Origin of the sequence: Actinoplanes sp. NPDC000266, from assembly GCF_042899005.1 — a bacterium.
In the GTDB taxonomy this organism is placed as follows: domain Bacteria; phylum Actinomycetota; class Actinomycetes; order Mycobacteriales; family Micromonosporaceae; genus Actinoplanes.
The window spans coordinates 349,616-375,131 of sequence record NZ_JBIAZI010000002.1 but is presented as its reverse complement, the minus strand read 5'-3'; the positions used below and the strand labels follow the sequence as shown (position 1 = coordinate 375,131).

The 25,516-nt window shown below is 71.0% G+C and carries 24 protein-coding genes; 14 read left to right on the top strand and 10 right to left on the bottom strand.

The window, feature by feature from the left end:
• The first annotated feature begins 96 nt into the window (after positions 1–96).
• Together ACFY36_RS08045 and ACFY36_RS08040 are read left to right on the top strand one after the other, a co-directional pair.
• Positions 97–645, top strand: a complete 549-nt coding sequence (locus tag ACFY36_RS08045; protein ID WP_499745186.1) for a winged helix-turn-helix domain-containing protein — start codon at positions 97–99, stop codon at positions 643–645.
• Complete coding sequence (locus tag ACFY36_RS08040) at positions 642–1,958, top strand: MFS transporter (RefSeq protein WP_499745185.1); 1,317 nt, start codon at positions 642–644, stop codon at positions 1,956–1,958. Before ACFY36_RS08045 ends, ACFY36_RS08040 begins: the two co-directional genes overlap by 4 nt.
• Here the strand turns inward: ACFY36_RS08040 and ACFY36_RS08035 are convergent.
• A complete protein-coding gene (locus ACFY36_RS08035; protein ID WP_499745184.1) occupies positions 1,945–2,664 on the bottom strand; it encodes a PP2C family protein-serine/threonine phosphatase in 720 nt (239 codons plus the stop codon). The two genes, ACFY36_RS08040 and ACFY36_RS08035, sit on opposite strands and share 14 nt — an antisense overlap.
• A gap of 200 nt (positions 2,665–2,864) precedes the next feature.
• Here ACFY36_RS08035 and ACFY36_RS08030 point away from each other — a divergent pair, with 200 nt between their 5' ends.
• A complete protein-coding gene (locus tag ACFY36_RS08030; protein ID WP_499745183.1) occupies positions 2,865–5,231 on the top strand; it encodes a Tex family protein in 2,367 nt (788 codons plus the stop codon).
• Here the strand turns inward: ACFY36_RS08030 and ACFY36_RS08025 are convergent.
• On the bottom strand, positions 5,215–6,903 hold the full coding sequence (locus tag ACFY36_RS08025) for a serine/threonine protein kinase (RefSeq protein WP_499745182.1): 1,689 nt from the start codon (positions 6,901–6,903) through the stop codon (positions 5,215–5,217). The two genes, ACFY36_RS08030 and ACFY36_RS08025, sit on opposite strands and share 17 nt — an antisense overlap.
• A 55-nt stretch (positions 6,904–6,958) precedes the next feature.
• On the opposite strand from ACFY36_RS08025, the gene ACFY36_RS08020 reads away from it, so the two are divergent.
• The 6 genes from ACFY36_RS08020 (at position 6,959) to ACFY36_RS07995 (ending at position 10,876) form a co-directional block, all read left to right on the top strand.
• On the top strand, positions 6,959–7,495 hold the full coding sequence (locus tag ACFY36_RS08020; RefSeq protein ID WP_499745181.1) for a GNAT family N-acetyltransferase: 537 nt from the start codon (positions 6,959–6,961) through the stop codon (positions 7,493–7,495).
• 31 nt (positions 7,496–7,526) lie between these two features.
• Entirely contained in the window at positions 7,527–8,753 is a 1,227-nt protein-coding gene (locus ACFY36_RS08015; protein ID WP_499745180.1) for a hypothetical protein, read from the top strand.
• Between the two features lie 54 nt (positions 8,754–8,807).
• Complete coding sequence (locus ACFY36_RS08010; protein WP_499745179.1) at positions 8,808–9,236, top strand: Rrf2 family transcriptional regulator; 429 nt, start codon at positions 8,808–8,810, stop codon at positions 9,234–9,236.
• Positions 9,236–9,877 carry an NIPSNAP family protein gene (locus ACFY36_RS08005; protein WP_499745178.1) on the top strand — a complete coding sequence of 214 codons (642 nt, stop codon included), beginning with the start codon at positions 9,236–9,238 and terminating at the stop codon, positions 9,875–9,877. The genes ACFY36_RS08010 and ACFY36_RS08005 overlap by 1 nt, the downstream gene beginning before the upstream one ends.
• 10 nt (positions 9,878–9,887) lie before the next feature.
• Positions 9,888–10,274 (top strand): VOC family protein, encoded by a 387-nt coding sequence (locus tag ACFY36_RS08000; RefSeq protein WP_499745177.1) that lies wholly within the window; start codon positions 9,888–9,890, stop codon positions 10,272–10,274.
• 83 nt (positions 10,275–10,357) lie between these two features.
• Complete coding sequence (locus ACFY36_RS07995; protein ID WP_499745176.1) at positions 10,358–10,876, top strand: PepSY domain-containing protein; 519 nt, start codon at positions 10,358–10,360, stop codon at positions 10,874–10,876.
• Between the two features lie 51 nt (positions 10,877–10,927).
• Here the strand turns inward: ACFY36_RS07995 and ACFY36_RS07990 are convergent, their stop codons facing one another.
• Positions 10,928–12,178, bottom strand: a complete 1,251-nt coding sequence (locus tag ACFY36_RS07990) for a HAMP domain-containing sensor histidine kinase (protein ID WP_499745175.1) — start codon at positions 12,176–12,178, stop codon at positions 10,928–10,930.
• Positions 12,175–12,855, bottom strand: a complete 681-nt coding sequence (locus ACFY36_RS07985; RefSeq protein ID WP_499745174.1) for a response regulator transcription factor — start codon at positions 12,853–12,855, stop codon at positions 12,175–12,177. Before ACFY36_RS07985 ends, ACFY36_RS07990 begins: the two co-directional genes overlap by 4 nt.
• Positions 12,856–12,957: 102 nt before the next feature.
• Here ACFY36_RS07985 and ACFY36_RS07980 point away from each other — a divergent pair, with 102 nt between their 5' ends.
• Entirely contained in the window at positions 12,958–13,470 is a 513-nt protein-coding gene (locus tag ACFY36_RS07980) for a hypothetical protein (RefSeq protein ID WP_499745173.1), read from the top strand.
• On the opposite strand, the gene glgB is transcribed toward ACFY36_RS07980, so the two are convergent.
• The 4 genes from glgB to ACFY36_RS07960 are packed head-to-tail and all read right to left on the bottom strand — an operon-like array spanning position 13,467 to position 20,733.
• The gene (gene glgB, locus ACFY36_RS07975; RefSeq protein ID WP_499745172.1) at positions 13,467–15,620 is read right to left on the bottom strand and encodes a 1,4-alpha-glucan branching protein GlgB; all 2,154 of its coding nucleotides are present in this window, start codon (positions 15,618–15,620) and stop codon (positions 13,467–13,469) included. The two genes, ACFY36_RS07980 and glgB, sit on opposite strands and share 4 nt — an antisense overlap.
• A gap of 22 nt (positions 15,621–15,642) precedes the next feature.
• Positions 15,643–16,953: a maltokinase N-terminal cap-like domain-containing protein gene (locus tag ACFY36_RS07970; protein ID WP_499745171.1), complete on the bottom strand. Its 1,311-nt coding sequence runs from the start codon at positions 16,951–16,953 to the stop codon at positions 15,643–15,645.
• The gene (gene treS / locus ACFY36_RS07965) at positions 16,950–18,725 is read right to left on the bottom strand and encodes a maltose alpha-D-glucosyltransferase (protein ID WP_498688330.1); all 1,776 of its coding nucleotides are present in this window, start codon (positions 18,723–18,725) and stop codon (positions 16,950–16,952) included. The genes ACFY36_RS07970 and treS overlap by 4 nt, the downstream gene beginning before the upstream one ends.
• A 40-nt stretch (positions 18,726–18,765) precedes the next feature.
• Entirely contained in the window at positions 18,766–20,733 is a 1,968-nt protein-coding gene (locus tag ACFY36_RS07960; RefSeq protein ID WP_499745170.1) for an alpha-1,4-glucan--maltose-1-phosphate maltosyltransferase, read from the bottom strand.
• A 369-nt stretch (positions 20,734–21,102) separates the two neighbouring features.
• Here ACFY36_RS07960 and ACFY36_RS07955 point away from each other — a divergent pair, with 369 nt between their 5' ends.
• The 3 genes from ACFY36_RS07955 to ACFY36_RS07945 all read left to right on the top strand — a co-directional run bounded on the left by ACFY36_RS07955 (position 21,103) and on the right by ACFY36_RS07945 (position 23,202).
• Positions 21,103–21,678 (top strand): hypothetical protein, encoded by a 576-nt coding sequence (locus tag ACFY36_RS07955; protein WP_499745169.1) that lies wholly within the window; start codon positions 21,103–21,105, stop codon positions 21,676–21,678.
• Positions 21,679–21,791: 113 nt separating this feature from the next.
• Positions 21,792–22,295: a SigE family RNA polymerase sigma factor gene (locus ACFY36_RS07950; protein ID WP_499745168.1), complete on the top strand. Its 504-nt coding sequence runs from the start codon at positions 21,792–21,794 to the stop codon at positions 22,293–22,295.
• The gene (locus tag ACFY36_RS07945) at positions 22,285–23,202 is read left to right on the top strand and encodes a hypothetical protein (RefSeq protein ID WP_499745167.1); all 918 of its coding nucleotides are present in this window, start codon (positions 22,285–22,287) and stop codon (positions 23,200–23,202) included. Before ACFY36_RS07950 ends, ACFY36_RS07945 begins: the two co-directional genes overlap by 11 nt.
• 29 nt (positions 23,203–23,231) lie before the next feature.
• Here the strand turns inward: ACFY36_RS07945 and ACFY36_RS07940 are convergent, their stop codons facing one another.
• Both ACFY36_RS07940 and ppgK read right to left on the bottom strand, forming a co-directional pair.
• Complete coding sequence (locus tag ACFY36_RS07940) at positions 23,232–23,693, bottom strand: PPOX class F420-dependent oxidoreductase (RefSeq protein WP_498688323.1); 462 nt, start codon at positions 23,691–23,693, stop codon at positions 23,232–23,234.
• Entirely contained in the window at positions 23,693–24,487 is a 795-nt protein-coding gene (ppgK, locus tag ACFY36_RS07935; RefSeq protein WP_097329081.1) for a polyphosphate--glucose phosphotransferase, read from the bottom strand. Before ppgK ends, ACFY36_RS07940 begins: the two co-directional genes overlap by 1 nt.
• Positions 24,488–24,711: 224 nt before the next feature.
• On the opposite strand from ppgK, the gene ACFY36_RS07930 reads away from it, so the two are divergent.
• Entirely contained in the window at positions 24,712–25,491 is a 780-nt protein-coding gene (locus ACFY36_RS07930) for an RNA polymerase sigma factor SigF (RefSeq protein WP_499745166.1), read from the top strand.
• Positions 25,492–25,516: the final 25 nt, after the last annotated feature.

Below are 25,516 nucleotides of genomic sequence, written 5' to 3'. Positions count from 1 at the left end.
TTCCGTCGTACGGACATCCGGAAGTCCCCTGGGGCGACCCTGATCCACCACCCTGAGGGGTTGCTAGAGATGTCTTTCTAAAGCATGCTCTAGAGTGTGAAGCTCGACGATCCCAGAAGCCTTCGCGCGTACGCCCATCCGCTGCGCCTGAGACTCATCGGCCTGCTCCGCTCCGAGGGGCCGAAGACGGCCACCCAGGCCGCGGCGGCGCTCGGCGACAACGTGCCGAACTGCTCGTTCCACCTGCGCCAGCTGGCCAAGTACGGCTTCGCCGAGCGGGTGCCGGGTGCCGACGGCCGCGAGCGGCCCTGGCAGGCCACCGCGCCCGAGACGTCGTGGGACGACGACTCCGACGACCCGGACATGCGGGCGGCCGCCGACCAGCTCAACAGCGTGCTGCTCGGCTCGTACGTCGAGCAGGCCCAGAACTATCTGGCAGTCCGCGGCGACGAGCCGGCCGAGTGGCGGGCCGCCGCCGGTTTCGGCGACGCCCTGGTGCACGTGACGGCGGCCGAGCTGCACGAGCTCACCGAGCGGATGGAGGCGCTGTTCGAGCGCTTCGCCGACCGCTCGGCCGATCCGTCCCTGCGCCCCGAGGGCTCGCGCCTGATCCAGCTGATCCAGATGGCGGTGCCGCGCTCATGACCGTCACGGGGCAATCGGCCGGGCCTGGGGAATCGGGCGCCGCGGGGGAGCCGACCGCGGCGGGGGAGTCGGGCGCTCGAGCCGCCACTGGGCCACGCGGGCTGCTGCGGGAGGCGGCGTTCCGGCGCTACTGGTCGGCGCAGACCGTGTCGCTGGTCGGCGATCAGATCACGATCATCGCGGTGCCGCTGGTGGCCGTGCTCGTGGTCGGCGCCGGGCCGGCCCAGATGGGGTTCCTGACCGCGGCCGCGCTGCTGCCCAACCTGTTCCTGTCGCTGCCGGCCGGGGCCTGGGTCGACCGGCGCCCGATCAAGCGGCGCGTCATGATCGTGGCCGATCTGAGCCGGGCGGTGCTGCTCCTCGCCGTACCCCTGCTCTGGTGGGCCGATGCCCTCACCCTGCCGCTGCTGGCCGCCGTGGCCTTCGCGGTCGGCGTGTTCTCGCTGCTCTTCGAGGTCGCGCACGCCAGCCTGTTCGCCTCGCTGGTGCGCCGCGAGGACTACGTCGACGCCAATACGCTGCTCAACGGCAGCCGGGCCGCTTCCTACGTGGTCGGGCCCTCGATCGCGGGTGCGCTGGTGCAGTGGCTCAGCGCCCCGGTCGCCCTCGTGATCGACGCGGCCAGCTATTTGTGGTCGGCGATCTTCCTCCGGCGCGTCCAGGTGGCCGAGACCGCGCCGTCCGCCTCTGGCGACAAAAATGGCATTACCGCTGGTGTCGGATTTGTCGCCCGGTCGGCCATCCTGCGGGCGGCCCTGCTCGGTGCCACTACGCTGAACTTGTTCAACTACATCTTCGCGGCCCTGTTCGTGCTGTACGTGACCACGTCGCTGCACATCTCGCCGGGCACGCTCGGCCTGATCATCGGCATCGGCTCGATCGGCGGCCTGCTCGGCGCGGCCCTGGCCGGCCCGCTCAGCCGCCGCATCGGCATCGGCCCGGCCGTGATCGTGGGGTTCGTGCTCTTCCCGGCCCCGCTGATCCTGGTTCCCTGGGCCGAGGGGCCGCTGACCATCGCCGCCCTGGTCACGGCCGAGTTCCTGGCCGCCGGCGGCGTCATGATCCTCGACATCGCCGTCGGCTCGGTGCAGACGGCAGCCACCCCGCCCACGATGCTGGCCGTCGTCTCCGGCTTCAAGCGCACCGTGAACTACGGCATCCGCCCCATCGGAGCCCTGCTCGGCGGAGCGCTGGGCACGCTCATCGGCGTACGCCCGGCCCTGTGGATCGCGACCGTGGGCGCGCTGCTCGGCGTCGTCTGGATCCTGTTCTCGCCGATCCGCTCGATGAAGGAGCTGCCTAGTCCTCAGTGACGTCGGCGACGATCACCGTGACGTTGTCGGGGGCGCCGTTCTCCAGCGTGCGGTGCACCAGCTCGGCCGCCGCCGTCTTGCGGTCGGCGTTGTCGAGCAGGGTCTGCCGGATCACCGCGTCCTCGACGTAGTCGCTCAGCCCGTCGCTGCACAGCAGGAAGCGGTCGCCCGCCTGCACGGGGATCATGCGGCCGGTGGGGCGGAACGGGCCGCCCTGCACCGCCTGGGTCACCAGCGCCCGCTGTGGGTGGCGGCGGGCGTCCTCGGCGCTGAGCACGCCCTGGTCGACCAGCGCCTGCACGTACGTGTCGTCGCGGGTGACCTGCTGCATCTCGCCGTCGCGGACCAGGTAGCAGCGGGAGTCGCCGACGTTGAGCGCGGCCACCCGGTCGCCCGAGAGCATGATCGCGGTGACCGTCGTGCCCATGCCGTCGCGGGCGTCGTCGTCGGCCACCGCGGCCTCGATCCGGCCGTTGGCCGTCTGGAGGGCGCCCAGCAGGTCCTGCAACGGCTCGCCGGTGTCCGGCTCGTCGTCGACCACGGCGAGGGCCTGCACGAGGATGTCGCTGGCGAGCTCGCCGGCGGGGAGTCCACCCATGCCGTCGGCCACCACGAGGAGGCGGTTGCCCACGAAGACGGCGTCCTCGTTGTTGGACCGCACGAGGCCCTGATCGGTGGCCGCGACCGCCCGCACTACAAGCGTCATGACGATAAGACTGCCAAAGGCCGAAACGGATGTCTCTAGTACCTCCCACCAAGCCTGGATGACGATGGCCTAGTGTTTGATGATTTGCCCATCGCGTGGCGGTTCCTCCGCCACCGTTGATGTCCCCCGGGAGCGGTACAGAGGGTGCGTCGTGCGGGGTGGCGAGACAGGCGATCCGGGCATCGGAGACAATCGTCGGCGTGACGACAGCGATCCATCAGCGCATTGCCTCCGAGCTCGGTGTCCGCGAGAGCCAGGTAACCGCGGCGGTCGAGCTCCTCGACGGCGGCGCCACCGTGCCGTTCATCGCCCGCTACCGCAAGGAGGTGACCGGCACCCTCGACGACACGCAGCTGCGCACGCTCGAGGAGCGGCTGGGATACCTGCGGGAGCTGGAGGAGCGCCGCGCCGCCGTGCTCGAGTCCATCCGGCAGCAGGGCAAGCTCGACGACGCGCTGGAGCAGGCCATCCTCGCCGCCGACTCCAAGGCCCGGCTCGAGGACATCTACCTGCCCTACAAGCCGAAGCGCCGCACCAAGGCCCAGATCGCCCGCGAGGCCGGCCTGGAGCCGCTGGCCGACCAGCTGATCGGCGACCCGTCGCTCGATCCGCGGGCCACCGCGGCCGCCTTCGTCGACGCTGAGAAGGGCGTGGCCGACGAGACCGCCGCCCTCGACGGCGCCCGTTCCATCCTGATCGAACGGTTCGCCGAGGACGCCGACCTCATCGGTGAGCTGCGCGAGCGCATGTGGACCCGCGGCCGCCTGGTCGCCAAGGTGACCGAGGGCAAGCAGACCGAGGGCGCCAAGTTCGCCGACTATTTCGACTTCGCCGAGCCGTACGCCAAATTGCCCTCGCACCGCATCCTCGCCATGTTCCGCGGTGAGAAGGAGGGCGTGCTCGATCTGACCATGGAGCCCGAGCCCGAGGACGAGTCCACCTTCGAGCCGCGCATCGCCGCCCGCTTCGGCGTCACCGACCACGGCCGCCCGGGCGACAAGTGGCTGTCCGACACGGTCCGCTGGGCGTGGCGTACGCGCATCCTCATCCACCTCGGCGCCGACCTGCGGGTGCGGCTGTGGCAGGCGGCCGAGGACGAGGCCGTCCGGGTCTTCGCGGCCAACCTGCGCGACCTGCTGCTGGCGGCGCCGGCCGGCACGCGGTCGACGATGGGGCTCGACCCCGGATTCCGTACGGGCGTGAAGGTCGCCGTGGTCGACGGCACCGGCAAGGTGGTCGCCACCGACACGATCTATCCGCACGTGCCGCAGAACAAGTGGGACGAGTCGATCCACCGGCTGGCCGCCCTGGCCAGCAAGCACAACGTCGACCTGATCGCGATCGGCAACGGCACCGCCTCGCGCGAGACCGACAAGCTCGCGGCCGACCTGATCAAGCGGCACCCCGAGGCCAAGCTGACCAAGGTGATGGTCTCCGAGGCCGGCGCGTCGGTCTACTCGGCCTCCGCCTACGCGTCGCAGGAACTGCCCGGCATGGACGTGTCGCTGCGCGGCGCGGTCTCCATCGCCCGCCGCCTCCAGGACCCGCTGGCCGAGCTCGTGAAGATCGACCCGCGCTCGATCGGCGTCGGGCAGTACCAGCACGACCTGTCCGAGGTGAAGCTGTCCCGCTCGCTCGACGCGGTCGTCGAGGACTGTGTGAACGCGGTCGGCGTCGACGTCAACACGGCCTCGGCCCCGCTGCTCACCCGGGTCTCCGGCATCGGCGCCGGTCTGGCCGAGAACATCGTGCTGCACCGCGACACGAACGGCCCGTTCAAGAACCGCTCCGAGATCAAGAAGGTGGCGCGGCTCGGCCCGAAGGCGTTCGAGCAGTGCGCGGGCTTCCTGCGCATCCCCGGTGGCGACGACCCGCTCGACTCGTCCAGCGTGCACCCCGAGTCGTACCCGGTGGTCCGCACGATCCTGTCCACCGTCGGCGCCGACCTCAAGAGCGTCATCGGCAACACGCAGGTGCTGCGCAAGGTCAAGGCCGAGCAGTTCGTCACCGACACCGTCGGCCTGCCGACCGTCACCGACATCCTCAAGGAGCTCGAGAAGCCCGGCCGCGACCCGCGCCCCGGCTTCACCACGGCCACTTTCGCCGAGGGCGTCGAGAAGATCGCCGACCTGAAGCCCGGCATGGTCCTCGAGGGCGTGGTGACCAACGTGGCCGCGTTCGGCGCGTTCGTCGACATCGGCGTCCACCAGGACGGCCTGGTGCACGTGTCGGCGCTGTCCAACACGTTCGTCAAGGACCCGCGCGAGGTCGTGAAGTCGGGCGACGTGGTCAAGGTGCGGGTGGTCGAGGTCGACGAGGCCCGCAAGCGGATCTCGCTGACCATGCGCCTGACCGACGAGCCCGTGCGCAAGCCGCGCGAGGACCGCGGCCCGCAGCAGCGCCAGGGCCAGGGCCAGGGCCAGCGTCAGGGCCAGGGCCAGCCCCGTCAGCAGCGCCAGGGTGGACAGCCGCAGCGTCCCCGTCAGCAGCAGGATCAGCGCAGCTTCAACGGCGGCGCCATGGCCGACGCGCTGCGCCGCGCGGGCCTCACTAAGGACCAGAAGTAATCGCGATGTGGTCGAAGGCCACCCGGAACGGGCCGCTCTCCGGAGCGTCCCGGTCCGGGTAGACCCCGAGCAGCAGCCGGGCGCCGGTGATCTGCGGGTCGGTCATGGGCGCCGAGCCGACCACGGTCCCGTCCCGGGTGATCGTCACCTGGCCGTCGTCGATCCTCAACCCGATCCGGGTGGGCTCGCCGTCGACGCCGATGGGCTTGTCGAGGGGCAGCGTGCGGGTCACGTTGACCTCGGTGCCCTTGTGGGTGCCGACGTAGACGCTGGTCGAGCACGCCCGTACGAGATAGCCCTTGTTGGCTCCGAAGTGGAACCAGATGGCCGCGCACGAGTCCTCGCTGAGCAGCCGCACGCCGACCTCGGCGCTGATCTCGGCCGGCAGCTGGTCCTGCGGGCCCGGGCATTTGTAGAGCCGCCGGCTGTCGACCCGGGCCACCAGGGACCCGTCGGCGAACTCGCAGGCCGAGTGCCCGTCCGGCTCGGTCTTGGCCAGCCAGTAGCGGGACGCGGCCAGATCGTCCTTGATGATCGTCGGGGCGTCGACGGCCACGGCGCCGGGCTCGACCGCGGCCGTCTCCGGCTCCCGCCCGAAGATCACCATCATGGCGCCGGCGATCACGGCCAGCACCAGGAAAGCGACGGCGACCGGCATGAACCAGCGGCGCCGCGGCTTTGTCTCCTCCTCCGGCGGAGGCGCCCCGGCGGCCGAGATCGGCACCGTGATGATCGAGTCTTCCTCGTAGCCCTTGGGCATCAGGCCGGTCACCGACTGCGCCTTGGCCGCCGCCACCCGCAGATCGGGCTGGTCGCTCAGTGCGGCCGCCGTCGCCGCCGGCCGCGTCGGCCCGGCCACCAGCAGATCGAGCAGTTCGCGGGCGGTCGGCCGGTTCTTCGGGTCCTTCTCCAGGGTGTACGCCACCAGGTCGCGCAGGGGACCGCTCAGGCCCTCCAGATCGGGCGGGCTGGTGAGGATGCGGCCGGCCGTGGCCGGCGGCGAGTCACCGCCGAACGGGGTCTTTCCGATTCCCGCGTACGCCACCACGCTGCCCCACGAGAACACATCGGCCGCGGCCGTGATCGGCACATCGGCGTCGCCGAACCGCTCCGGCGCCATGTAGGCCACGGTCCCGACCATCTGCGAGGCGGCCGTGTTGTCGCTCGGCGCGCCCATGGCCCGCGCGATCCCGAAGTCGATCACCTTGGGGCTGCCCGGCGCGAGCAGCACGTTGCGCGGCTTCAGATCGCGGTGGATCACCCCGGCGCCGTGGATCGCGGTCAGCGCGGTCGCCACCCCGATGGCCACGCTGTGCAGGTTGGCCGCGGTCAGCGGCCCGCGCTCCTCGACCACCTCGGCCAGCGTCGGCCCGTCCACGTATTCACAGACCAGGTAGGGATGCTCGGCGTCCGGGTCGGCGTCGAGCACCTCGGCCGTGCAGAACGGCGGCACCTGCCGCACGCGCGCCACCTCGGAGCGGAAGCGGCGCCGGAACTCGTCGTCGTGGGCCAGGTCGGCGCGCACCACCTTGACCGCCACCAGCACTCCCGCTGGTGACGTGGCCAGATAGACGGTGCCCATGCCACCCTCGCCGAGCCGGCCGACCAGCTCGTAGGAGCCGAGTCGCGCCGGGTCGCGAGGACGCAACGGTTCCGTATGCTCCCCAGGCATGGGTGCACTGTATAGGGCGCGGTCGCTGCGTTACCCGGCCGGATAACCTCGTTCCATGCTGATCGCGACGGAACGGCTCATCCTGCGGCGCTTCCGCCCCACGGACGCCCCGGTGCTGGCCGAGTACCGCTCCGATCCGGCGGTCGCGCGCTACCAGTCGTGGGACGCGCCGTTCCCGCTGCTGCGGGCCGAGACCGCGGTCGCCAACTTCATCGGCTCCGACCCCGACAAGCCGGGCTGGTTCCAGTACGCCATCGAGCGTGTCGCCGAGCGCGACCTCATCGGCGATGTCGCGGTGCACCTGCACGACAACGCCAAGCAGGCCGAGATCGGCTTCACCCTGGCTTCGCAACATCAGAAGCAGGGGTACGCCACCGAGGCCGTACGGGCCGTCCTCGACCGTCTTTTCCGCGTGCAGGGTCTGCACAAAGTGGCGGGGGAGTGCGACGCCCGCAACGTCGCCTCGGCCTCGCTGATGGAACGGCTCGGCTTCACCCGCGAGGGCCTGCTGCGGCAGCAGACGTTCATCAAGGGCGAATGGACCGACGACCTGATCTTCGGCCTGCTCGCCTCGGAGTGGCTTCTCGATTGATCAACTAGTCCGCGATCCGTACAGTGCCCGCGTGACACAGCCCCTCCCGCCGAACCCCACGGCGGCGCCTCCGATCCCCACGACCGTCCGGGTCGCCTTCTGGTTCCAGCTCGCGGTGGCCGCGATGCTGCTGCTGTTCGTCGGAACGGCCATCGCCCGGGCCGTCCACTACGACGGGCTGATCACCGAGGCCGCCCTGGCCCCCGGCACCGACCAGGCGTCCGTGGCCGGCGAGCGCTCGTTCAACGTCTCGGACACGCTGTTCCCGGCGATCCCCGCGCTGATCCTGGCGATCTGGCTCGGCATCACGGCGTTCCTGGTGCGCAGGGGCAACAACGTGGGCCGTATCCTCACGTTCGCCGGCATCGGCGCCCCGGTGGCGCTGTTCTTCGGCGGCTGCCTGCTCGGCGGGATGGGTGTGTTGCTGTTCGCCGGCAGCCTGGCCGCGGGCGGCATCGACGAGGAGGACCCGTTTGACGACGAGCCCTTCCCCGACGACACGGACTACTACTCGGAGACGTTCCCCGGGGAGGCCTTCTACGACCGCCTGTCCGCCCTCGACTCCTCCGGCTGGACCATCGCCTACGAGGTGATCAGCTTCTCGGCGCTGGTCCTGGCCCTGGCCTGCGCCATCGTCACGGTGGTCCTGCTCCTGGTCGGCCCTTCGAACCGCTTCTTCCGCCCGGGCCGCCCCATCACCCCGAGGCCACCTCTGCCCTACGGCTACGGCGTGCCGCCCGCCTATCCCGCGTCGCCCTACCCGGCACCCCCGCACCCCGGCCCGTCCTTCCCCGCGCCCGTCCATCCCAGCGCGGCGTTCCCCGGCCCTGGTTATCCCAGCTCGGCGTTCCCGGCGCCCAGCCACCCCGGCGCGGCGTTCCCCGCGCCCGGCTACCCCAGCGCGGCGTTCCCGGCGCCTGTCTACCCCGGCTCCGCCTTTCCGCAGGCTTCCGTGCCCTTTCCCCAGCCGCCCGTGCCCTTCGGCGCGCCCTCGCCGTATGCCCCGCCGCCCCCGGCCTTCCCCGCACCGGACCAGTCCAGCGCCGCACCGGGGTCCGCGCCCACTGAGCCGTCCGGCCGTTCATCCGCGCCGGACGCCGACCAGCCTGGCCGGGCGCTGGACTTTCCGCCCGCGGAACCGTCCAGCCCTTCACCCGCGCCGGCCGCCGACCAGTCCAGCCCCGCGCCGGCCGCCGACCAGTCCAGCCCCGCGCCGGCCTCTCCGCCCGCTGATCAGCCCACTCCTCCTTCGGCCTGATCCGCTTGACGCCCTCCTTGCTGTAACCGACGCTGTTACAGCGAGGAGGCATCGATGGCCGCGAACAGCCGCTTGACCATCGCCGTGCACGCTCTGGCCTGGCTGGCCCTGGCGCACCGGCGCGGACGCGACGTGCTCACCTCCGACGAGGTTGCCGCCAGCGTCAACGTCAACCCGGTGATCGTGCGCCGCAGCCTCGGTGACCTTCGGCGGGCCGGGCTGGTGACCGTCCGGCACGGCGCCGGCGCCGGCTGGCAGCTCGCCCGCCCGGCCGGCGAGATCGCGCTCAGCGAGGTGCACGACGCCGTCGAGGGCCCGCCGATCTTCGCGTTGCACCACACCGAGCCCAACCTCGAGTGCCCCGTCGGCCGCGGCATCCGGCCCGCCCTGAGCGACGTCTACGCCGGCGCCGAGCAGGCGCTGCGCCGCGAACTGGCCCGCACCTCCGTGGCCGACGTCCTGCACCGCTCCCTGGAGGCGTGATGATCGTCGAGCTCCGCCAGTACACCCTGCACCCCGGCCGCCGCGACGACCTGATCACCCTGTTCGACCGGGAGTTCGTCGAGACGCAGGAAGCCACCGGCATGCGCGTCATCGGCCAGTTCCGCGACCTCGACGACCCCGACCGCTTCGTCTGGCTGCGTTCCTTCCCCGACATGCCGTCCCGGGCCGCCTCCCTGAACGCCTTCTACACCGGCCCCACCTGGCGCACCCACCGCGCCGAGGCCAACGCCACGATGATCGACAGCGACGACGTCCTCCTCCTGCGCCCAGCCGCCCCTTCCGCCTCAGCTGTGGCCGGATCCGCCGACCCGGTCTCGTCCGGTTCCTTGTTCCTGGCCACCCTCTATTTCGGCGACCGTCCCTTCGACGAGACGTTCGCCGAGCTGGTGGCCGCGCGGGCCGCCGAGTCCGGGGTCGTGCCGCTGGCCGTGCTGACCACCGAGTACGCGGAGAACACCTTTCCGGCCCTCCCGGTTCGTGCCGGCGAGCATGTGCTCGTCTGGCTCGCGCGCTTCGCCGGCGAGGACGCCGTCGCCGACCACGTGAAACGCTTCCCCCGGCTGGCAGACTCGACGCGACATCTGCGCCTCAGCCCTACCGCGGGTTCCCGCCTGCGCTGACCCGAACGAGGTGAGCCGCGTGCCGGTCGGACGCCTTCACCACCTGATCGTCGACTGTCCCGATCCGGGCGCTTCGGCGCGGTTCTGGAGCGGCGTGCTCGGGCAGCCGGTGACGTACGACGACGGGGACTTCGCGGTCGTCTCGGCCGACACCACCACGTCGGGGCTGGCCTTTCAGCGCTCGCCCGACCAGCGCCCGCCGACGTGGCCCGGCCCGGCCGTGCCGCAGCAGATGCACCTCGACGTCATGGTCGACGACCTGCCGTCGGCGGCCGAGGCCGTACGGGCGCTGGGCGCGCGGCAGCTGGACGGCCACTACGTGTTCGCCGATCCGGCCGGGCATCCGTTCTGCCTGATCCCGCGCCCGGGCTGGGCGCCGCCGGTGAACCATCCTTAGGACTCCTTTAACGGCGGCACAGCGTGCCCATAGGTGATCTCCCGCGATGGTGGGACAGTCCGAAACGACTGGGAGGTCAACTGATGAAGAGCACTCGCACCGTCGTGGTGGCCGGCGTAGGAGTCCTGGCGGCCCTGGGCATCGCCGGCACCGCGCTGGCCGCCACCGGCGGCGAGAGCCCGGCCCGGACCGCCGCGGTGGCCCAGGCCGAGACACCGTCGGCCACGCCGAGCGACACCACCAGCCCGGCCCCGGCCACGGGAGGAACCGCGAGCGGCGGAGCCACCCCCAGCGGCGGAGCCACTCCGAGCGGCGGAGCCACCACCTCGAGCGGCGCAGCCACGGCTGACCCCGCCGCGCCGGCCGGCGCGACCGTCGACGCGAACGGCGCGCGGGAGATCGCGCTGCGCGCGGTGCCGGGTGGCCAGGTGCACGAGGTGGAGCTGGACGACGACGACAACGACCGCCAGGTGTGGGACGTCGATGTGCACGTCGGCGACAAGGAGCACGAGATCGAGATCGACCCGGCCGACGGCAGGATCGTCCAGCACGAGACCGACAACCGGGACGACGACAGCGACGACGACAACGACGACGACTGACGTACGGCCCGTGAACAGCCCGGCCGCCCGCATGCGGGCCGCCGGGCTTTCTCATGCCTGCGGGGCGGCCAGTTGGAGGCGCACCGTGGCGCCGCCGCCCGGCTTGGCCCCTATGTCGAAGGTGGTGGCCACCTGGCGGGCGATGTCCAGGCCCAGGCCGGTGGAGCCGATGGCTGAGACGCCGCGCTGGGCCGCCTCGGGCGTGAAGCCGGGACCCTCGTCGGTCACCGTGAGCTCGGCGCCGGACGGGTGGGCGGACAGGCGTACCTCGAAGGCCGTGCCGTCCGGTGTGTGGGCGAAGACGTTGCCCAGCAGGGCGTCGAGGGCCGCCCCCAGCTCGTCGGCCGCCACGGCGACCGGGAGAGGGCCGGGTGGGATCTCCTGGGTCAGGGCGCGGCCCGTGTCCTCGGCCAGGACGGCCCAGAACGCCACCCGGTCGCGGACCACGGCCGCGGCGTCGCACTCGGCCGGGCCGGACGGTTCGTCGCGGCGGCGGGCCTGGTGGATCAGGGCCGTCACCGCGCGGGCCACCTCGTCGGTGGCGGCCGAGACGCGGGCCGCCTCCTCCGGGTCCCGCAGCGACTCCGTCTCGAGGCGCAGGGCGGTCAGCGGTGTGCGGACCCGGTGGGACAGGTCGGCCACGCGTTCGCGTTCCGCGTTCAGCAGGACCTGGATGCGGTCGGCCAGGTGGTTGAGGGCGCCGGCCACCTCGCGCAGCTCGGCTGGGCCGGACGGGCTCGCCCGCACGGTCAGCTCGGCCCGGGCCAGGCGGTGGGAGACGGCCGACAGTTCGGTGATCGGGGCCGTGATGGCGCGGGCCAGGCGGTCGGCCACCAGCAGGCTCAGCGCGACCAGCACCACGCCCAGCCCGGTCAGGGTGAGCCAGGCCCGGTCGACGCCGTGGCGCAGGTCGTCGTCGTCGACCACCGTGCGGACCACGGCGGTGCCGGACGCGCCGACCACCGGGACGACGATCTCCCGGTCGTCGTCCACGGCCACGGTCAGGGCTTCGCCGCGCGCGGCCGCGAGACGTACGGCCGGACTGGGGTCTGTCTCCTGACCCAGAACGCTGCCGTCGGGGAGGAAGACCGACACTTCGAGGGCCTGTGCCGTGACCGCCAGCCGGATGGCGTCGCGGTCGCCGGAGCCGGCCAGCGGCACCACCGTGCGCAGCACGTCGTCGGCGCGGCTCATCGCCCGGTCCTCGGCGACCTGGCGCACCAGCAGCGCCAGCGGCACCAGGAAGGCCAGCAGCACCAGCAGCGTGGTGGCGCCCACCAGCAGGGTCAGCCGGGCCCTCACGCGGGCCCGCTCAGCTTGACGCCGACGCCGCGGACGGTATGAAGATAGCGCGGCTCCTGCGCCGTCTCGCCCAGCTTGCGGCGCAGCCAGGAGAGGTGGACGTCGACCGTCTTGTCGGCTCCGCCGTAGGGCACCTGCCACACCTCGGTGAGCAGCTCGCGCTTGGTGACGACCTGACCGGCCCGCTGGGCCAGATGGTGCAGCAGCTCGAACTCGCGCGGGGTGAGCTCGACCGTCGCGCCGTCGAGGGTGACCACGCGGGCCGCCGGGTCGATCCGCAGCCCACCCACGGCCAGCACCGACGGCGTCTCGGCGGGGGAGAAGCGGCGCAGCACGGCGCGGACGCGGGCGTCGAGCTGGGCCGCGGTGAAGGGCTTGACCACATAGTCGTCGGCGCCCGCGTCGAGCAGCCGGACCATCTCGCGCTCCTCGTCGCGGGCGGTGGCCACGATGACCGGGACCTGGCTGATGGCCCGCAGCATGCGCAGCAGCTCGCGGCCGTCGAGATCGGGCAGGCCGAGGTCGAGCACGATCAGGTCGGGGCGGTCGGCCAGGGCGGCCTGCAGGCCCTCCATCGCGGTGGGGGAGGCGGCCACGGCGTGGCCGCGCTCGCGCAGGGCGCGCAGCAGGGTGGACCGGATCGCCGGGTCGTCCTCGATCAACAGGAGTCTCGCCACGGATGAACGCTATCCGCCGGGTCCGACAGAAACGGAGGCTCTTAACCCTCCCTTAGCGTTGCCCGGCGTCAGGCTTAGCCGGGCGGCGGGCATAGTTCCCTCATGCGCATTCTCGACCGGAAGCCGGTGATCGTGGCCGGCTGGGCCGCCGCCGCGATCCTGGCCGTGCTGGTCGGCGTGGTCGGCATCGGCCTCGTCGGCTCGGGCCTGACCTCGGAGCGCGCCGCCACCGTGCTCGACGAGGACGACGTCGAGCGTGCCCTCGGCTCGGCACCCGCGACAAATCCGACAAATTCGAAATCGGCGGAAGAGGGGGCGGCAGGCGAGGGGACAGTGGGTGAGGGAACAGCGGGAGCGGCGGCGAGCGCGGCAGCTGCCGCCAGCGCCGCGGCCAGTGCGGCGGCCGGCCGAGCGGAGAGCCGGACCTTCAACACCCGCGGGGGTACGGTCGTGGCCGACTGCATCCGCATCATCTCGATGGCGCCCGCTCAGGGGTTCTCCGTGCACGACCAGGACCAGCGGGAGGGCGAGTTCCGCAACGGCGACGACCGTATCGAGGTCGAGCTTCGCTGCGTGAACGGCGCCCCCCAGCTGGAGGTCACCCGGGACGACTAGGCCTCGTGGCGCAGCCAGACCGCGCCCAGCGGCGGCACGCGCAGCGACACCGAGTGGTCGAAGCCGTGCCAGGGCAGCTCGTCGGTGTGCACCTCGCCGAGGTTGCCCACGCCCGATCCGCCGTACGACTCGCTGTCGGTGTTGATGACCTCGGCCCAGCGGCCCGCCCGGGGCAGGCCGATCCGGTAGCCCTCCTGCGGCACCGCCGCGAAGTTCACCACGCAGGCCATCGCGTCGCCGTTGGGGGCGAAGCGCACGAACGAGAACGTGTTGTGCTGCGAGTCCTCGCTGGTGATCCAGCGGAAGCCGCTCGGCTCGGTGTCCTGCGACCAGATGGCCGGGGTGTCCCGGTAGACGTGGTTGAGGTCCTTCACCAGGGTCTTGATGCCGCCGAACTGGGGGTCGTCGAGCAGGTCCCAGTCGAGGCCGCGCTCCTCGCTCCACTCGCGCAGGTCGCCCATCTCGCCGCCCATGAAGAGCAACTGCTTGCCGGTGAAGGCCCACATGAAGCCGAGCAGGGCGCGCGTGTTGGCCAGTTTCTGCCACAGGTCGCCCGGCATCTTGCCGGTGAGCGAGCCCTTGCCGTGCACGACCTCGTCGTGGCTGATCGGCAGGATGTAGTTCTCGCTCCAGGCGTACACCGTCGCGAAGGTCATCTGGTGGTGGTGCCACTGCCGGTGGATCGGCTCGTGCTCCATGTACGACAGGGTGTCGTTCATCCAGCCCATGTTCCATTTGAAGCCGAAGCCGAGCCCGCCGAGGTGGGTCGGGCGGGTGACGCCGGGCCACGCCGTCGACTCCTCGGCCACCGTGACGACGCCGGGGTTGTTCTTGTAGACGGTCGCGTTCATCTCCTGGAGGAAGCTGATCGCGTCGAGGTTCTCCCGGCCGCCGTACTGGTTCGGGGTCCACTCGCCGTCCTTGCGCGAGTAGTCGAGGTACAGCATCGAGGCGACCGCGTCGACCCGCAGGCCGTCGGCGTGGAACTCCTCGCACCAGTAGAGCGCGTTGGCGACCAGGAAGTTGCGGACCTCCTTGCGGCCGAAGTCGAAGACGTACGTGCCCCAGTCGGGGTGTTCGCCGCGACGCCAGTCGCCGTGCTCGTAGAGCGGGGTGCCGTCGAAGCGGGCGAGGGCCCACTCGTCCTTGGGGAAGTGCGCCGGCACCCAGTCGAGGATCACCCCGATGCCCGCCTGGTGCAGCGTGTCGACCAGATGCCGGAACTCGTCGGGATTTCCGAAACGCGAGGTCGGAGCGAAATATCCGGTCACCTGGTAGCCCCACGAGCCACCGAACGGGTGCTCCATGACCGGCATCAGCTCGACGTGGGTGAAGCCCATTTCGACGACGTACGCCGTCAGCTCGTCAGCGAGTTCCGCATAGGAGAGCCCGGGGCGCCACGAGCCCAGGTGCACCTCGTACACGCTGGCCGGCTCCTGGTGCCAGGTCTTGGTGGCCCGCGCGGTCATCCATTCCTCGTCGGACCACTGGTAATCAGAGGCATAGACGACGGAAGCCGTGGCCGGCGGGACCTCGGTGTGCTGCGCGAGCGGGTCGGCGTGCTCGCGCCACACCCCGTCCCGGCCGAGGATCTTGAACTTGTACTTGCTGCCGGCGTGCGCGTCCGGGACGTACACCTCCCAGACGCCGCTGCTGCCGAGCGACCGCATCGGCCAGCCGTCGTACGTTCCCCAGCCCACGAAGTCGCCGATGACCTGCACACCGCGGGCCGAGGGGGCCCACACCGCGAACCCGACGCCGTCGCCCTTGGGCTGCGCGCCGAGCACCTTCCACAGCTTCTCGTGCCGGCCCTCGCCGATCAGGTGCAGGTCGAGCTCGCCCAGGGTCGGCAGGTGACGGTACGGGTCGTCGACCGTCGTCCCGTCCACGTCGAGGCGGTAGTCGAGCACCGTGCCGGGCAGCTCGGCGGCGAAAACGCCGTCCGGGTGCACCCTGGTCATCTCGGTGCGCTTGCCGTCGACGACCACGGCCACCGCCTTGGCGCCCTTGCGCAGGGTGCGGATGACCGTGTTGCCGCCGCCGGGGTGGGCGCCGAGCGTCGCGTGCGGGTCGTGGGTGTCCCCGGCCACCACGCTGTTCAGGGCGCGCTGGTCCGCGGCGAGCGAGGTGGATACGGTCTGGCCGGTCACGGGAAGCTCCTTAGTTGAAAGATCAGCCGACGAGCCGGGCGATGGACCGCAGGGGGATCCGCAGCCATCCGGGCCGGTGCCGGGCCTCGTACGCGGCCTCGTAGACCGCCTTGTCCAGCTCGTACGCCGCCAGCAGCGACCCGAGCGAGCGCGGGTCGACGCCGGAGGCGTGTGCGTATCCGTCGCAGAACGCGGCCCGGTTGCGGTCGATCCACTCGCGGGCGCGGGCGGCCAGGGGCTCGTCGTCGTCCTGATCGACCAGCAGCTGGTAGGCCGCGTACTCGTACGAGCGCAGCACACCGGCGACGTCGCGCAGCGGCGAGTCGGGCAGCCGGCGCTCGTCGAGCGGCTGCCCGGGCTCGCCCTCGAAGTCGATCAGCAGCCAGCCCTCGGGGACCCGCAGCACCTGACCGAGGTGCAGGTCGCCGTGCACGCGCTGCACCTCGACCTGCTGGCCGGTGAGCCCGTGGAACTCGTTCTCGATGGCCGGGACGTACTGCTGGATCTCGGAGACCGAGTTGGCCGCGGTGCGCAGCCGGGCCAGCATGGCGTCGACCGGGAACGGCGAGGGCCCGGAGCCGAGCTCGCGGGCCAGGTCGGCGTGCACGGAGGCGACGGCCTCACCGAGACGGTAGGACTCGCCCTGGAAGTCGCCGCCCACCTCGTCGGCGCCGTACTCGGAGTCGGCGAACAGGTCGCGGGCCGACGCGGTCGCCATCGCCCAGCCCTCGGCCGAGTTCGCCGCGTACTGCGTGACCATGCCCAGCGGGCTGGGCTCGCCGCTCTCGGTGGTCTCGAACGAGCCGAGCAGCTTGGCCACGTGGACGTTGCCGACCCGCCCGAGCACCCGGTTGAGCTCGATGTCGGGGTTGATGCCGGCCGAGACCCGGCGGAACACCTTGAGGATGGCGTCCTGCTCGAAGATGACGCTGGTGTTGCTCTGCTCGGCGTCGAAGACCCGCGGCCACGACTCGACCGGGAAGTCGGCGCCCGGCTCGGCGTGGAAGATCACGTCGCCCTTGGTGCCGCCGGCCGCGATCAGGGCCAGCAGCTTGCGGGCCATCGACGGGTCGTAGAGGGCGTCGTACCCGGTGCGGTTGCCGGCAGTGCCGATCGTCGCGACCTCGCTGTACTCGACGATCGGGCCGGAGTCCCAGGCCACGAGCACCTGGTACCGCTCCGAACTGCCGTCGGTGTACTCCACGTCGATCAGCACCAGGTCGAGGTTGTCGTCGAGCGCCGTCGACGACGCCTCCTTGACCGACGACAAGGTGCGTGCTTTACCGGCGTACCACCTTTGCTGCGGCAGCCACTCGGCGAAAGGCAGCGTCATTGCTTCTCCTCGGACCCGCACAGCTGGAACCAGTAGAAGCCGTGCCCGGGGAGCGTCAGCAGGTACGGCAGCTGGCCGATGCGCGGGAAGTTCACGTGCCCGGTCAGTTCCACGGGGGTGTACCCGTTCCAGTGCTGCAGGTTCAGCTCGATCGGTTGCGGGAAGCGCGACAGGTTGTTCACGCACAGGACGACGTCGTCGCCGTCCTCGCGCAGGTACGCCAGCACCGACGGGTTCGATCCGCCCAACTCGCGGAACGTGCCGACGGCGAACGCTTCGTGGCGGCGTCGCACCGCCAGCATCGTACGCGTCCAGTTCAGCAACGAGGTGGAACTGTCCCGCTGCGCCTCGACATTGACCGCCTGATAGCCGTACACCGGGTCCTGGTTGGCCGGCAGATAGAGCCGCCCGGGGTTGGCCGTGGAGAAGCCGGCGTTGCGGTCCGGGGTCCACTGCATCGGCGTACGGACGCCGTCGCGGTCGCCCAGCCAGATGTTGTCGCCCATGCCGATCTCGTCGCCGTAGTAGAGGACCGGCGAACCGGGCAGCGACAGCAGCAGCGCGGTGAACAGCTCGATCTGGTTGCGGTCGTTCTCCAGCAACGGGGCGAGACGGCGCCGGATGCCGACGTTCGCCTTCATCCGCGGGTCTTTCGCGTATTCGGAGTACATGTAGTCGCGCTCTTCGTCGGTGACCATCTCGAGCGTGAGCTCGTCGTGGTTCCGCAGGAAGATGCCCCACTGGCAGTTGTCCGGGATGGACGGCGTCTGGGCCAGGATCTCCGAGATCGGGAAACGCGACTCCCGCCGTACGGCCATGAAGATCCGCGGCATCAGCGGGAAGTGGAAGGCCATGTGGCACTCGTCGCCGCCGGTCTTCGGATCGCCGAAGTACTCGACCACGTCGGCCGGCCACTGGTTGGCCTCGGCCAGCAGCACCCGGCCCGGGAACTCGTCGTCGATCACCTTGCGGCAGTGCTTGAGGAACGCGTGGGTCTCGGGCAGGTTCTCGCCGTTGGTGCCCTCACGCTCGTACAGATAAGGCACCGCGTCGAGCCGGAAGCCGTCGATGCCGAGGTCGAGCCAGAAGCGCAGGACGTCGAGCATCGCCTCCTGCACGGCCGGGTTGTCGTAGTTCAGGTCGGGCTGGTGCGAGAAGAACCGGTGCCAGAAGAACTGCCGGCGCACCGGGTCGAACGTCCAGTTCGACTCCTCGGTGTCGACGAAGATGACCCGGGCGTCCTTGTACTTGTCGCTGGTGTCGCTCCAGACGTAGAAGTCGCCGTACGGCCCGTCGGGGTCGCGCCGGGACTCCTGGAACCACAGGTGCTGGTCGCTGGTGTGGTTCATGACCAGGTCGGTGATGACCCGGATGCCGCGCTTGTGCGCCGCCTCGAGCAGCGCCACGAAATCCTCGACCGTGCCGAACTCCGGCAGCACCTTGTAGAAGTCGCTGATGTCGTAGCCGCCGTCGCGCAGCGGCGACTGGTAGAACGGCGGCAGCCACAGGCAGTCGACGCCCAGCCACTGCAGATAGTCGAGCCGCTCGATCAGGCCCCGCAGGTCGCCGGCGCCGTCCGAGCTCGAGTCGTAGAACGCCCGGACCAGGACCTCGTAGAAGACGGCGCGCTGGAACCACGTCCGGTCGGCCGGCAGCGCCCGCGCGTGACCGAAGTCCTCCGCGCTCGGGTGCTCGACCACGCCGTCCTCGACGTGGCTGCCTTCCGTCGGATCGGAGGCCTGCTCGAGATCGAGATCGTTTTTCTGGTCCATCAGGTTCCCCACCTACCCACCCGCAGGTATTTGAATCTTGTTACTGCGCCGGTTGTACGACGAAGACGTGCGCCGGCTCCACGTAAGGATCGATGCGTACCGCGTTGTGCTGGCCCCATTCGTAGGTCGCGCCGGTGATCTGGTCGACGACCGTGAACTTCTCGTGCCAGTCCTTGCCGAGGGCCGGCATGTCGAGCACGGTGTTGCCCCACTGCACGTTCGCCGAGTCGAACGTGACGACCACCAGAACGGTGTTGCCGGTGTCGGGGTCGCGCTTGGAGAAGCACAGCAGGTTGCTGTTGTCGATCTCGTGGAAGCGCAGGTTGCGCAGCCAGTGCAGGGCCGGGTTCTCGTCGCGGATCTGGTTCAGGCGGCCGATGTACGGGGCCAGCGAGCGGCCCGATCGCTCGGCGCCGGCCCAGTCGCGCGGCTTGAGCTCGAACTTCTCGTTGTCGATGTACTCCTCGGCGCCGGGCCGGGCCACGTGCTCGAAGAGCTCGAAGCCGGAGTACATGCCCCAGGACGGGGTCAGCATGGCGGCCAGCACCGCGCGGATCTTGAACATCGGCGGGCCACCGTGCTGGAGCGACTCGTGCAGGATGTCGGGGGTGTTGGGCCAGAAGTTCGGCCGCATCCAGTCGATCGTGGTGAGCAGCTGCTCCATGTACTGCCGCATCTCCCAGGCCGTGGTGCGCCAGGTGAAGTACGTGTACGACTGCGTGAAGCCGATCTTGCCGAGCCCGTTCATCATGGCCGGCCGGGTGAACGCCTCGGCCAGGAACAGCACGTCGGGGTCGGTCTCCTTGACCTTGGCGATCAGCCACTGCCAGAAGTTGAGCGCCTTGGTGTGCGGGTTGTCGACCCGGAAGATCTTGACGCCGTTCCCGACCCAGTGCATGACCACGCGGTAGACCTCGTCGCGCAGGCCCTTGTAGTCGTTGTCCCAGTTCAGCGGGTAGATGTCCTGGTACTTCTTGGGCGGGTTCTCGGCGAAGGCGATGGTGCCGTCGGCACGGGTGGTGAAGAACTCGGGGTGCGAGGTGACCCACGGGTGGTCGGGCGCGGCCTGGAGCGCGAGGTCCATCGCGACCTCCATGCCGTGGTCGTGGGCGACGCCGATGAAACGGCGGAAGTCCTCGAGGGTGCCGAGCTGCGGGTGGATCGCGTCGTGGCCGCCCTCGTCGGAGCCGATGGCCCAGGGCGAGCCGACGTCCTCGGGCCGGGCCACCAGGGTGTTGTTGCGGCCCTTGCGGTTGACCTTGCCGATCGGGTGGATCGGCGGCAGGTAGAGCACGTTGAAGCCGAGCGCGGCCACGGCCGGGATCCGCTCGGCGGCGGTGGCGAAGGTGCCGTGCCTGACCGGGGTGGCCTCGGGGCCGACCTCGGCGCCCTCGGAGCGGGGGAAGAACTCGTACCAGGCGGAGTAGAGGGCGCGCTTGCGGTCGACCCAGAGGGCGTACGACCTGGTGGTCGTGACCAGCTGGCGCACCGGGTTGTGCCAGAGCAGCTCTTCCAGGTCGAGCGCGGGGGACACCCGGGCGAACAGCGAGCGCTGCTCGTCGCGTAGCGCAGCGGCGGCGTCGCGGACCCGGTCCTCGTCGTGGCCCGGGACGACCTTGGTGGCCAGGTCGAGCACCTCGGCGCCCTCGGCGAGGTCGTTCGCGAGGTCCTCCAGGCCCTGCCCGGCGCCGATCTTCTTCACCACGGCGTCGCGCCACGTCCGGTACGGATCGTCGAACGCCTCCACCGTGAACGTCCACCGGCCGACCCGGCCGGGCCGGATGGTGGCGTGCCACTGGTCGAGGCCGGGCTCGCCCGGCCGCATGCGGGTGAACGGCTCGGTCTCGCCGTCGGGGCCACGCCATACCACGTTCACGCCGAGCGCGTGGTGTCCTTCGCGATAGGACACCGCGGAGACCGGCACAAGCTCGCCGACGACCGCCTTAGCGGGGTAGCGGCCACAGGACACCGAGGGCGTGACGTCCTCGATGGGAAAACGACCGGTCATGATCTCCACCGTAGTCAGAAGGGCGCGGGCGGGGTCGGCGAAACCAGACCGCCGTCAGGGCATACTTCTCCGCTGTGGAGGCGCCGCAAACGGTCACGTGCCGATGCGACTCAACCTACCGGAGCCGGGCCCGGCCGCCTCATCCAGGCGAGGCGGTTGCGCCCGTCGCTCATGCTTACCGACTTTGATCATCGGGACGTTACCGGTGGGCAAAATCGAATTTCCCGTACGGCTGTTCCGGTAGTGCCTTGGTTGCCGGCCGGTCCCACTCCGGTCACCCCGCTCAGACTGCCCCTTCCGGCCGCCGAGAGGTACCCCGTGACGCCGCACCGCCCTGGTGCCGGCGCCGTTAACGGAGGAGCACCCCACGTGGCCGGACCGTCTGTCGAGCTGTCGCCCGTCATCGCGGCCAGCACCCACTGGTTGTCCCGGGCCTACCCCGCCGGTAGCCCCGACACCATCGCCCACACCCTGTCCGAGCTTCAGGCCCGGCAGGCCGTGACGGTGGCCGCGTGGCTGCGATACCCGACCGAGGTCGACGCGGCGCTGGTCGCGATCGCCGGCCCGGGCGGCTCGGCGGTGCTCGACTGGCGCGTCGGCAGCGAGCCCGAGGACGAGGAGGCCGAGGAGGAGGGCTGGCGTACGTGGGTCGACGAGGTCGTCGTCAGCTGGGCCGCCTGCCTGCTGGCCGACCCGGCGCTGGCCCGCCGCGCGGTGGACGCGGTGGCCGCGGCGGTCCCGCTGGCCGACAACCGGCCGCTCCCGTTCCCCCGCCGTGCCGGAGGCACCCCGAACGAGTTCCGCCGCCTGATCGAGCCCGACCAGCGCGACCGTGAGGCGTCCGTGCTGCTGCGCCACCCCGACCTGCTCGAGCCGGTGGCCGAGATGCACCGCGACACCCTGCTCTACCTGCTCGATGCGGAGCAGACGACGCCTGTTGTCTGACCTTCAGCGCCCGGCCGGCACCCCTTCGGGGGTGCCGGCCATTTTTGTATGCAGCATTCTGGGCATGCGGGCCGTTAGGGGTGCATAACTTCTTCAGGAAGCAGGGTGCGCGGATGCGGGACGCGGACGGCTTCGACGAGTTCTACCGGGACACCTCGGCGCGGATGCTGCGCTACGGCTACGCGATGACCGGTGACCTCACCGAAGCCCAGGATGTGGTGCAGGAGGCGTACACCAGGGCCTGGCGCAGCTGGCGCACGGTCTCCGCGCACCCGGCCCCCGAGGGCTGGCTGCGCCTGGTCGTGGCCCGGCTCGCCACCGACCGCTGGCGACGGCTGTCGGGCTGGCGTGCGGCCGTACGCCGGGCGGGCCCGCCGGAGCCGGTGGCCCCGCCCAGCGAGGACGCGGTCGTGCTCACGGCCGCGCTGCGCCGCCTGTCACCGAACCTGCGCCAGGCGGTCGCCCTGCACTACCTGTTCGACCTGCCGGTCTCGGCGATCGCGGCCGAGACGGGCGCCGCCGTCGGCACGGTCACGTCCTGGCTGCACCGGGGCCGGGCCGAGCTCGCCGGCATTCTCGCGTCCACCCGCCTGCCGGAGGCCACCGATGTCGAATGAGCTGAGGAACGCCTTCGCGGCCCTGTCGGCGGACACGGGCCGGGGCCGCCTGCTGCCGGCGGCCGAGGTACGTCACCAGTCGGACCGCCGGGCGGTACGCCGAGGCGTACTCACGGTGACCGCAGCCGCGGTCCTGATCGCCGGCGCCTTCGGCACGGGGTGGGCCCTGGGGGGTGACGATCGAGGTCAGCGGCCGATCGTCCCGGTACAGAGCGTTCCGCCGTCACCGTCGATCACCAGCCTGCCCTCGAAGCCGGTCTCCGCGCCGCCGGTTTCTCCCTCGAGCGCGGCTCGGACGTCGAGCGCGGCCCGGACCTCCAGCCCACCGCCCGCCTTGCCGAAGTCGATTCCGGCGCGGGCGATGCTGAACAAGGCCGACGGCAACACGGGCGATTTCGCACGTCTCACCGAGATCTGGGACCCCACCGGCCTCTGCGACGGCGCCCGCTTCCCCAGCGCGGGCGACGCGGCCGTGCGGGCCTCCGTGCGCCTGACCTACAAACGGCCCGAGCTGGGCGCCGAATACGTCCCCGACGACGTCGTCCACAACACGGTCACGGTGTACCGGGGGAGCGGGGCCCAGGACTTCCTGGACGAGCTCCGCGACGCGGCCCGAGCCTGCCCGGCCGGCGTCGAAGGCAGCCCGCCGCCGCGGTACCGCTCCCTCGGCTCGCCGGGCCTGGGCGACGAGTCCCTGATGATCGAGCGCTCGGAGGTGGGCCGCGCCGGGACGGGCGAGCCCGACCCGAACGCGGAACGCCAGATCACCTACATCGTCGCCATCCGCTCCGGCGACGCCGTCACGCTGCTCGACACCAGTGGCTGGGAGAACGCCGGCTCGATCCGCTCGTCGGTCGACGCCCTGGCCGAAACCGCGGCCGACCGCCTCACCGATTGGCGTTCTTGAGCCCCGGCCCGCCTGGCATGCGGACCCGATCAGGCCAGCCGGGCCGGGAAGCCGCCGGTGGCGATCGGGCCCCACCGGTCGATCGTGACGCGGATCAGGGATTTGCCCTGGTCACGCATGGCCTGACGGTATTCGTCCCAGTTCGGGTGTTCGCCCGAGATCACGCGGAAGTATTCGACCAGCGGCTCGACCGACTCGGGCAGGTCGATCACCTCGGCCGTGCCGTCGACCTGGACCCACGGCCCGTTGAACTCGTCGGACTCGACCAGGACCGACACCAGCGGGTTGCGCCGGATGTTCAGCGCCTTGGCCCGCTCGGGGTAGGTCGAGATGACGATGCGGCCCTCGGTGTCGACCCCGCACGTGTTCGGCGAGGCCTGGGGCCGGCCGTCACGGCGGGTCGTCATGAGGATCGCCCGGTGGCGCGGGCGCAGGAACTCGAGCAGCTCCTCCCGGCCGACCTGGGTGTTGGTGGCGATCGTGCGGGCCATCAGCCGGCCACCCGCGCGCCCGCCTCGTGCGGCGTCACGCCGCCGGGGGAGGCCGCCTTGGCGTCGGTCTCGGCCGTCACCGCGGCGCCGATGATGCCCGCGTTGTTGAGCAGCGTGGCCGGGACCATGGGCGTACGGATGTCGATCAGCGGCAGGAAACGGTCGGCCTTCTTGCTGACGCCGCCGCCGATGATGAACAGCCGCGGCGAGAGCAGCATCTCGACGTGACGCAGGTAGTTGCCGACCCGGTTGGCCCATTTCTCCCAGCTCAGGTCCTCGGTCTCGCGGGCGCGGTCGGAGGCCCGGCTCTCGGCGTCGTGCCCGTCGAGCTCGAGGTGGCCGAACTCGGTGTTCGGGATCAGGGTGCCGTCGAGGAACAGGGCGCTGCCGATGCCCGTACCGAAAGTCAGCATCATGACCAGCCCGGCCTGGTCCTTGCCGGCGCCGAAGGCGACCTCGGCCGCACCCGCCGCGTCGGCGTCGTTGAGCACGCTGACCGGCATGCCGAGCCGATCGCTGAACAGCTGGGCGGCGGGCGCGTCGAGCCAGGACTTGTCCACGTTCGCCGCGGTGCGGGTGACGCCGTCGACCACGACGCCGGGGAAGGTGACGCCGACCCGGTCGAACCCGTCGAACTGGGCCGCCACCTGGGCGACCGCCTCGACGACGCTGGTCACGTCGGAGGGCTGCGGAGTGGGCACGCGGAACCGCTCCGCGAGCAGCTCGCCCCTGACGGTGTCGACCGGCGCGCCCTTGACTCCGGAGCCGCCGATGTCGATGCCGAGAATGGCCATCCCTGTTTCCCGTCTGGAGACTTCGTGTGTTTCCCGTTGTTTACCACGGGGGACCGACATTAAATCCCCGCCGCGTCACCCACCTGCCGCGCGGGTCCGGGCTTGTCGAGCGTCACTCGTACGTTCGGCTAGGCAACCGTCACCTCATCGGCTAGCGTGGAATAACTGAACGGTCGCCGCTAGCGGGCACGGCTCTCTGCCCGTTGTGATGGAGGACCACACCGATGACCCTGTCGTACGCAGACCAGGCAGTTGCCCAGGAGACCGCAGCCGACCTGCTGGCGGCGATGTCCGACCTTCCCGCGGGCCATCCGGCCCGGGCTCATGCCCGCGACCGGGCGATCGAGGCCTGGCTTCCGCTGGCCCGTCACCTCGCCCACCGCTACTCCGGCCGCGGCGAGCCCACCGACGACCTCGTGCAGACCGCCAACGTCGGCCTGATCAAGGCGATCGACAAGTTCGACCCTTCACGCGGAGTGGATTTCGCCGGTTACGCGATCCCGACCATCATCGGCGAGATCAAGCGCCACTTCCGCGACCGCACCTGGTCGGTCCGCGTGCCGCGCCGCCTGCAGGAGCTGCGCCTGGCCATCACCGAGGCCAACAGCACCCTGACCCACAGCCTGGGCCGCTCCCCGACGGTCGCCGACGTCGCCGCCCACCTGGGCGTCACCGAGGAAGACGTCCTGGAAGGCCTCGAGGGCGCCCGCGCCTACAACGCCACCTCACTGTCGACCCCGATCTCGGCCGACGGCACCACCGAGCTGGGTGACACCCTCGGCGGCGAGGACAACGAGTTCGAACTGGCCGAGACCCGCGTCGCCCTGGGCCCGGCCCTGGCCACCCTCGACGAGCGCGAGCAGAAGATCCTCACGCTGCGCTTCTACGGCAACCTGACCCAGTCGCAGATCGCCGACCAGGTCGGCATCTCCCAGATGCACGTCTCCCGCCTGCTCACCAAGGCCCTGACCAAGCTGCGCCAGGAGCTGCGCGCCGGCCTGTGATCCTGTTGGTCCCCTCCGAAAGCCC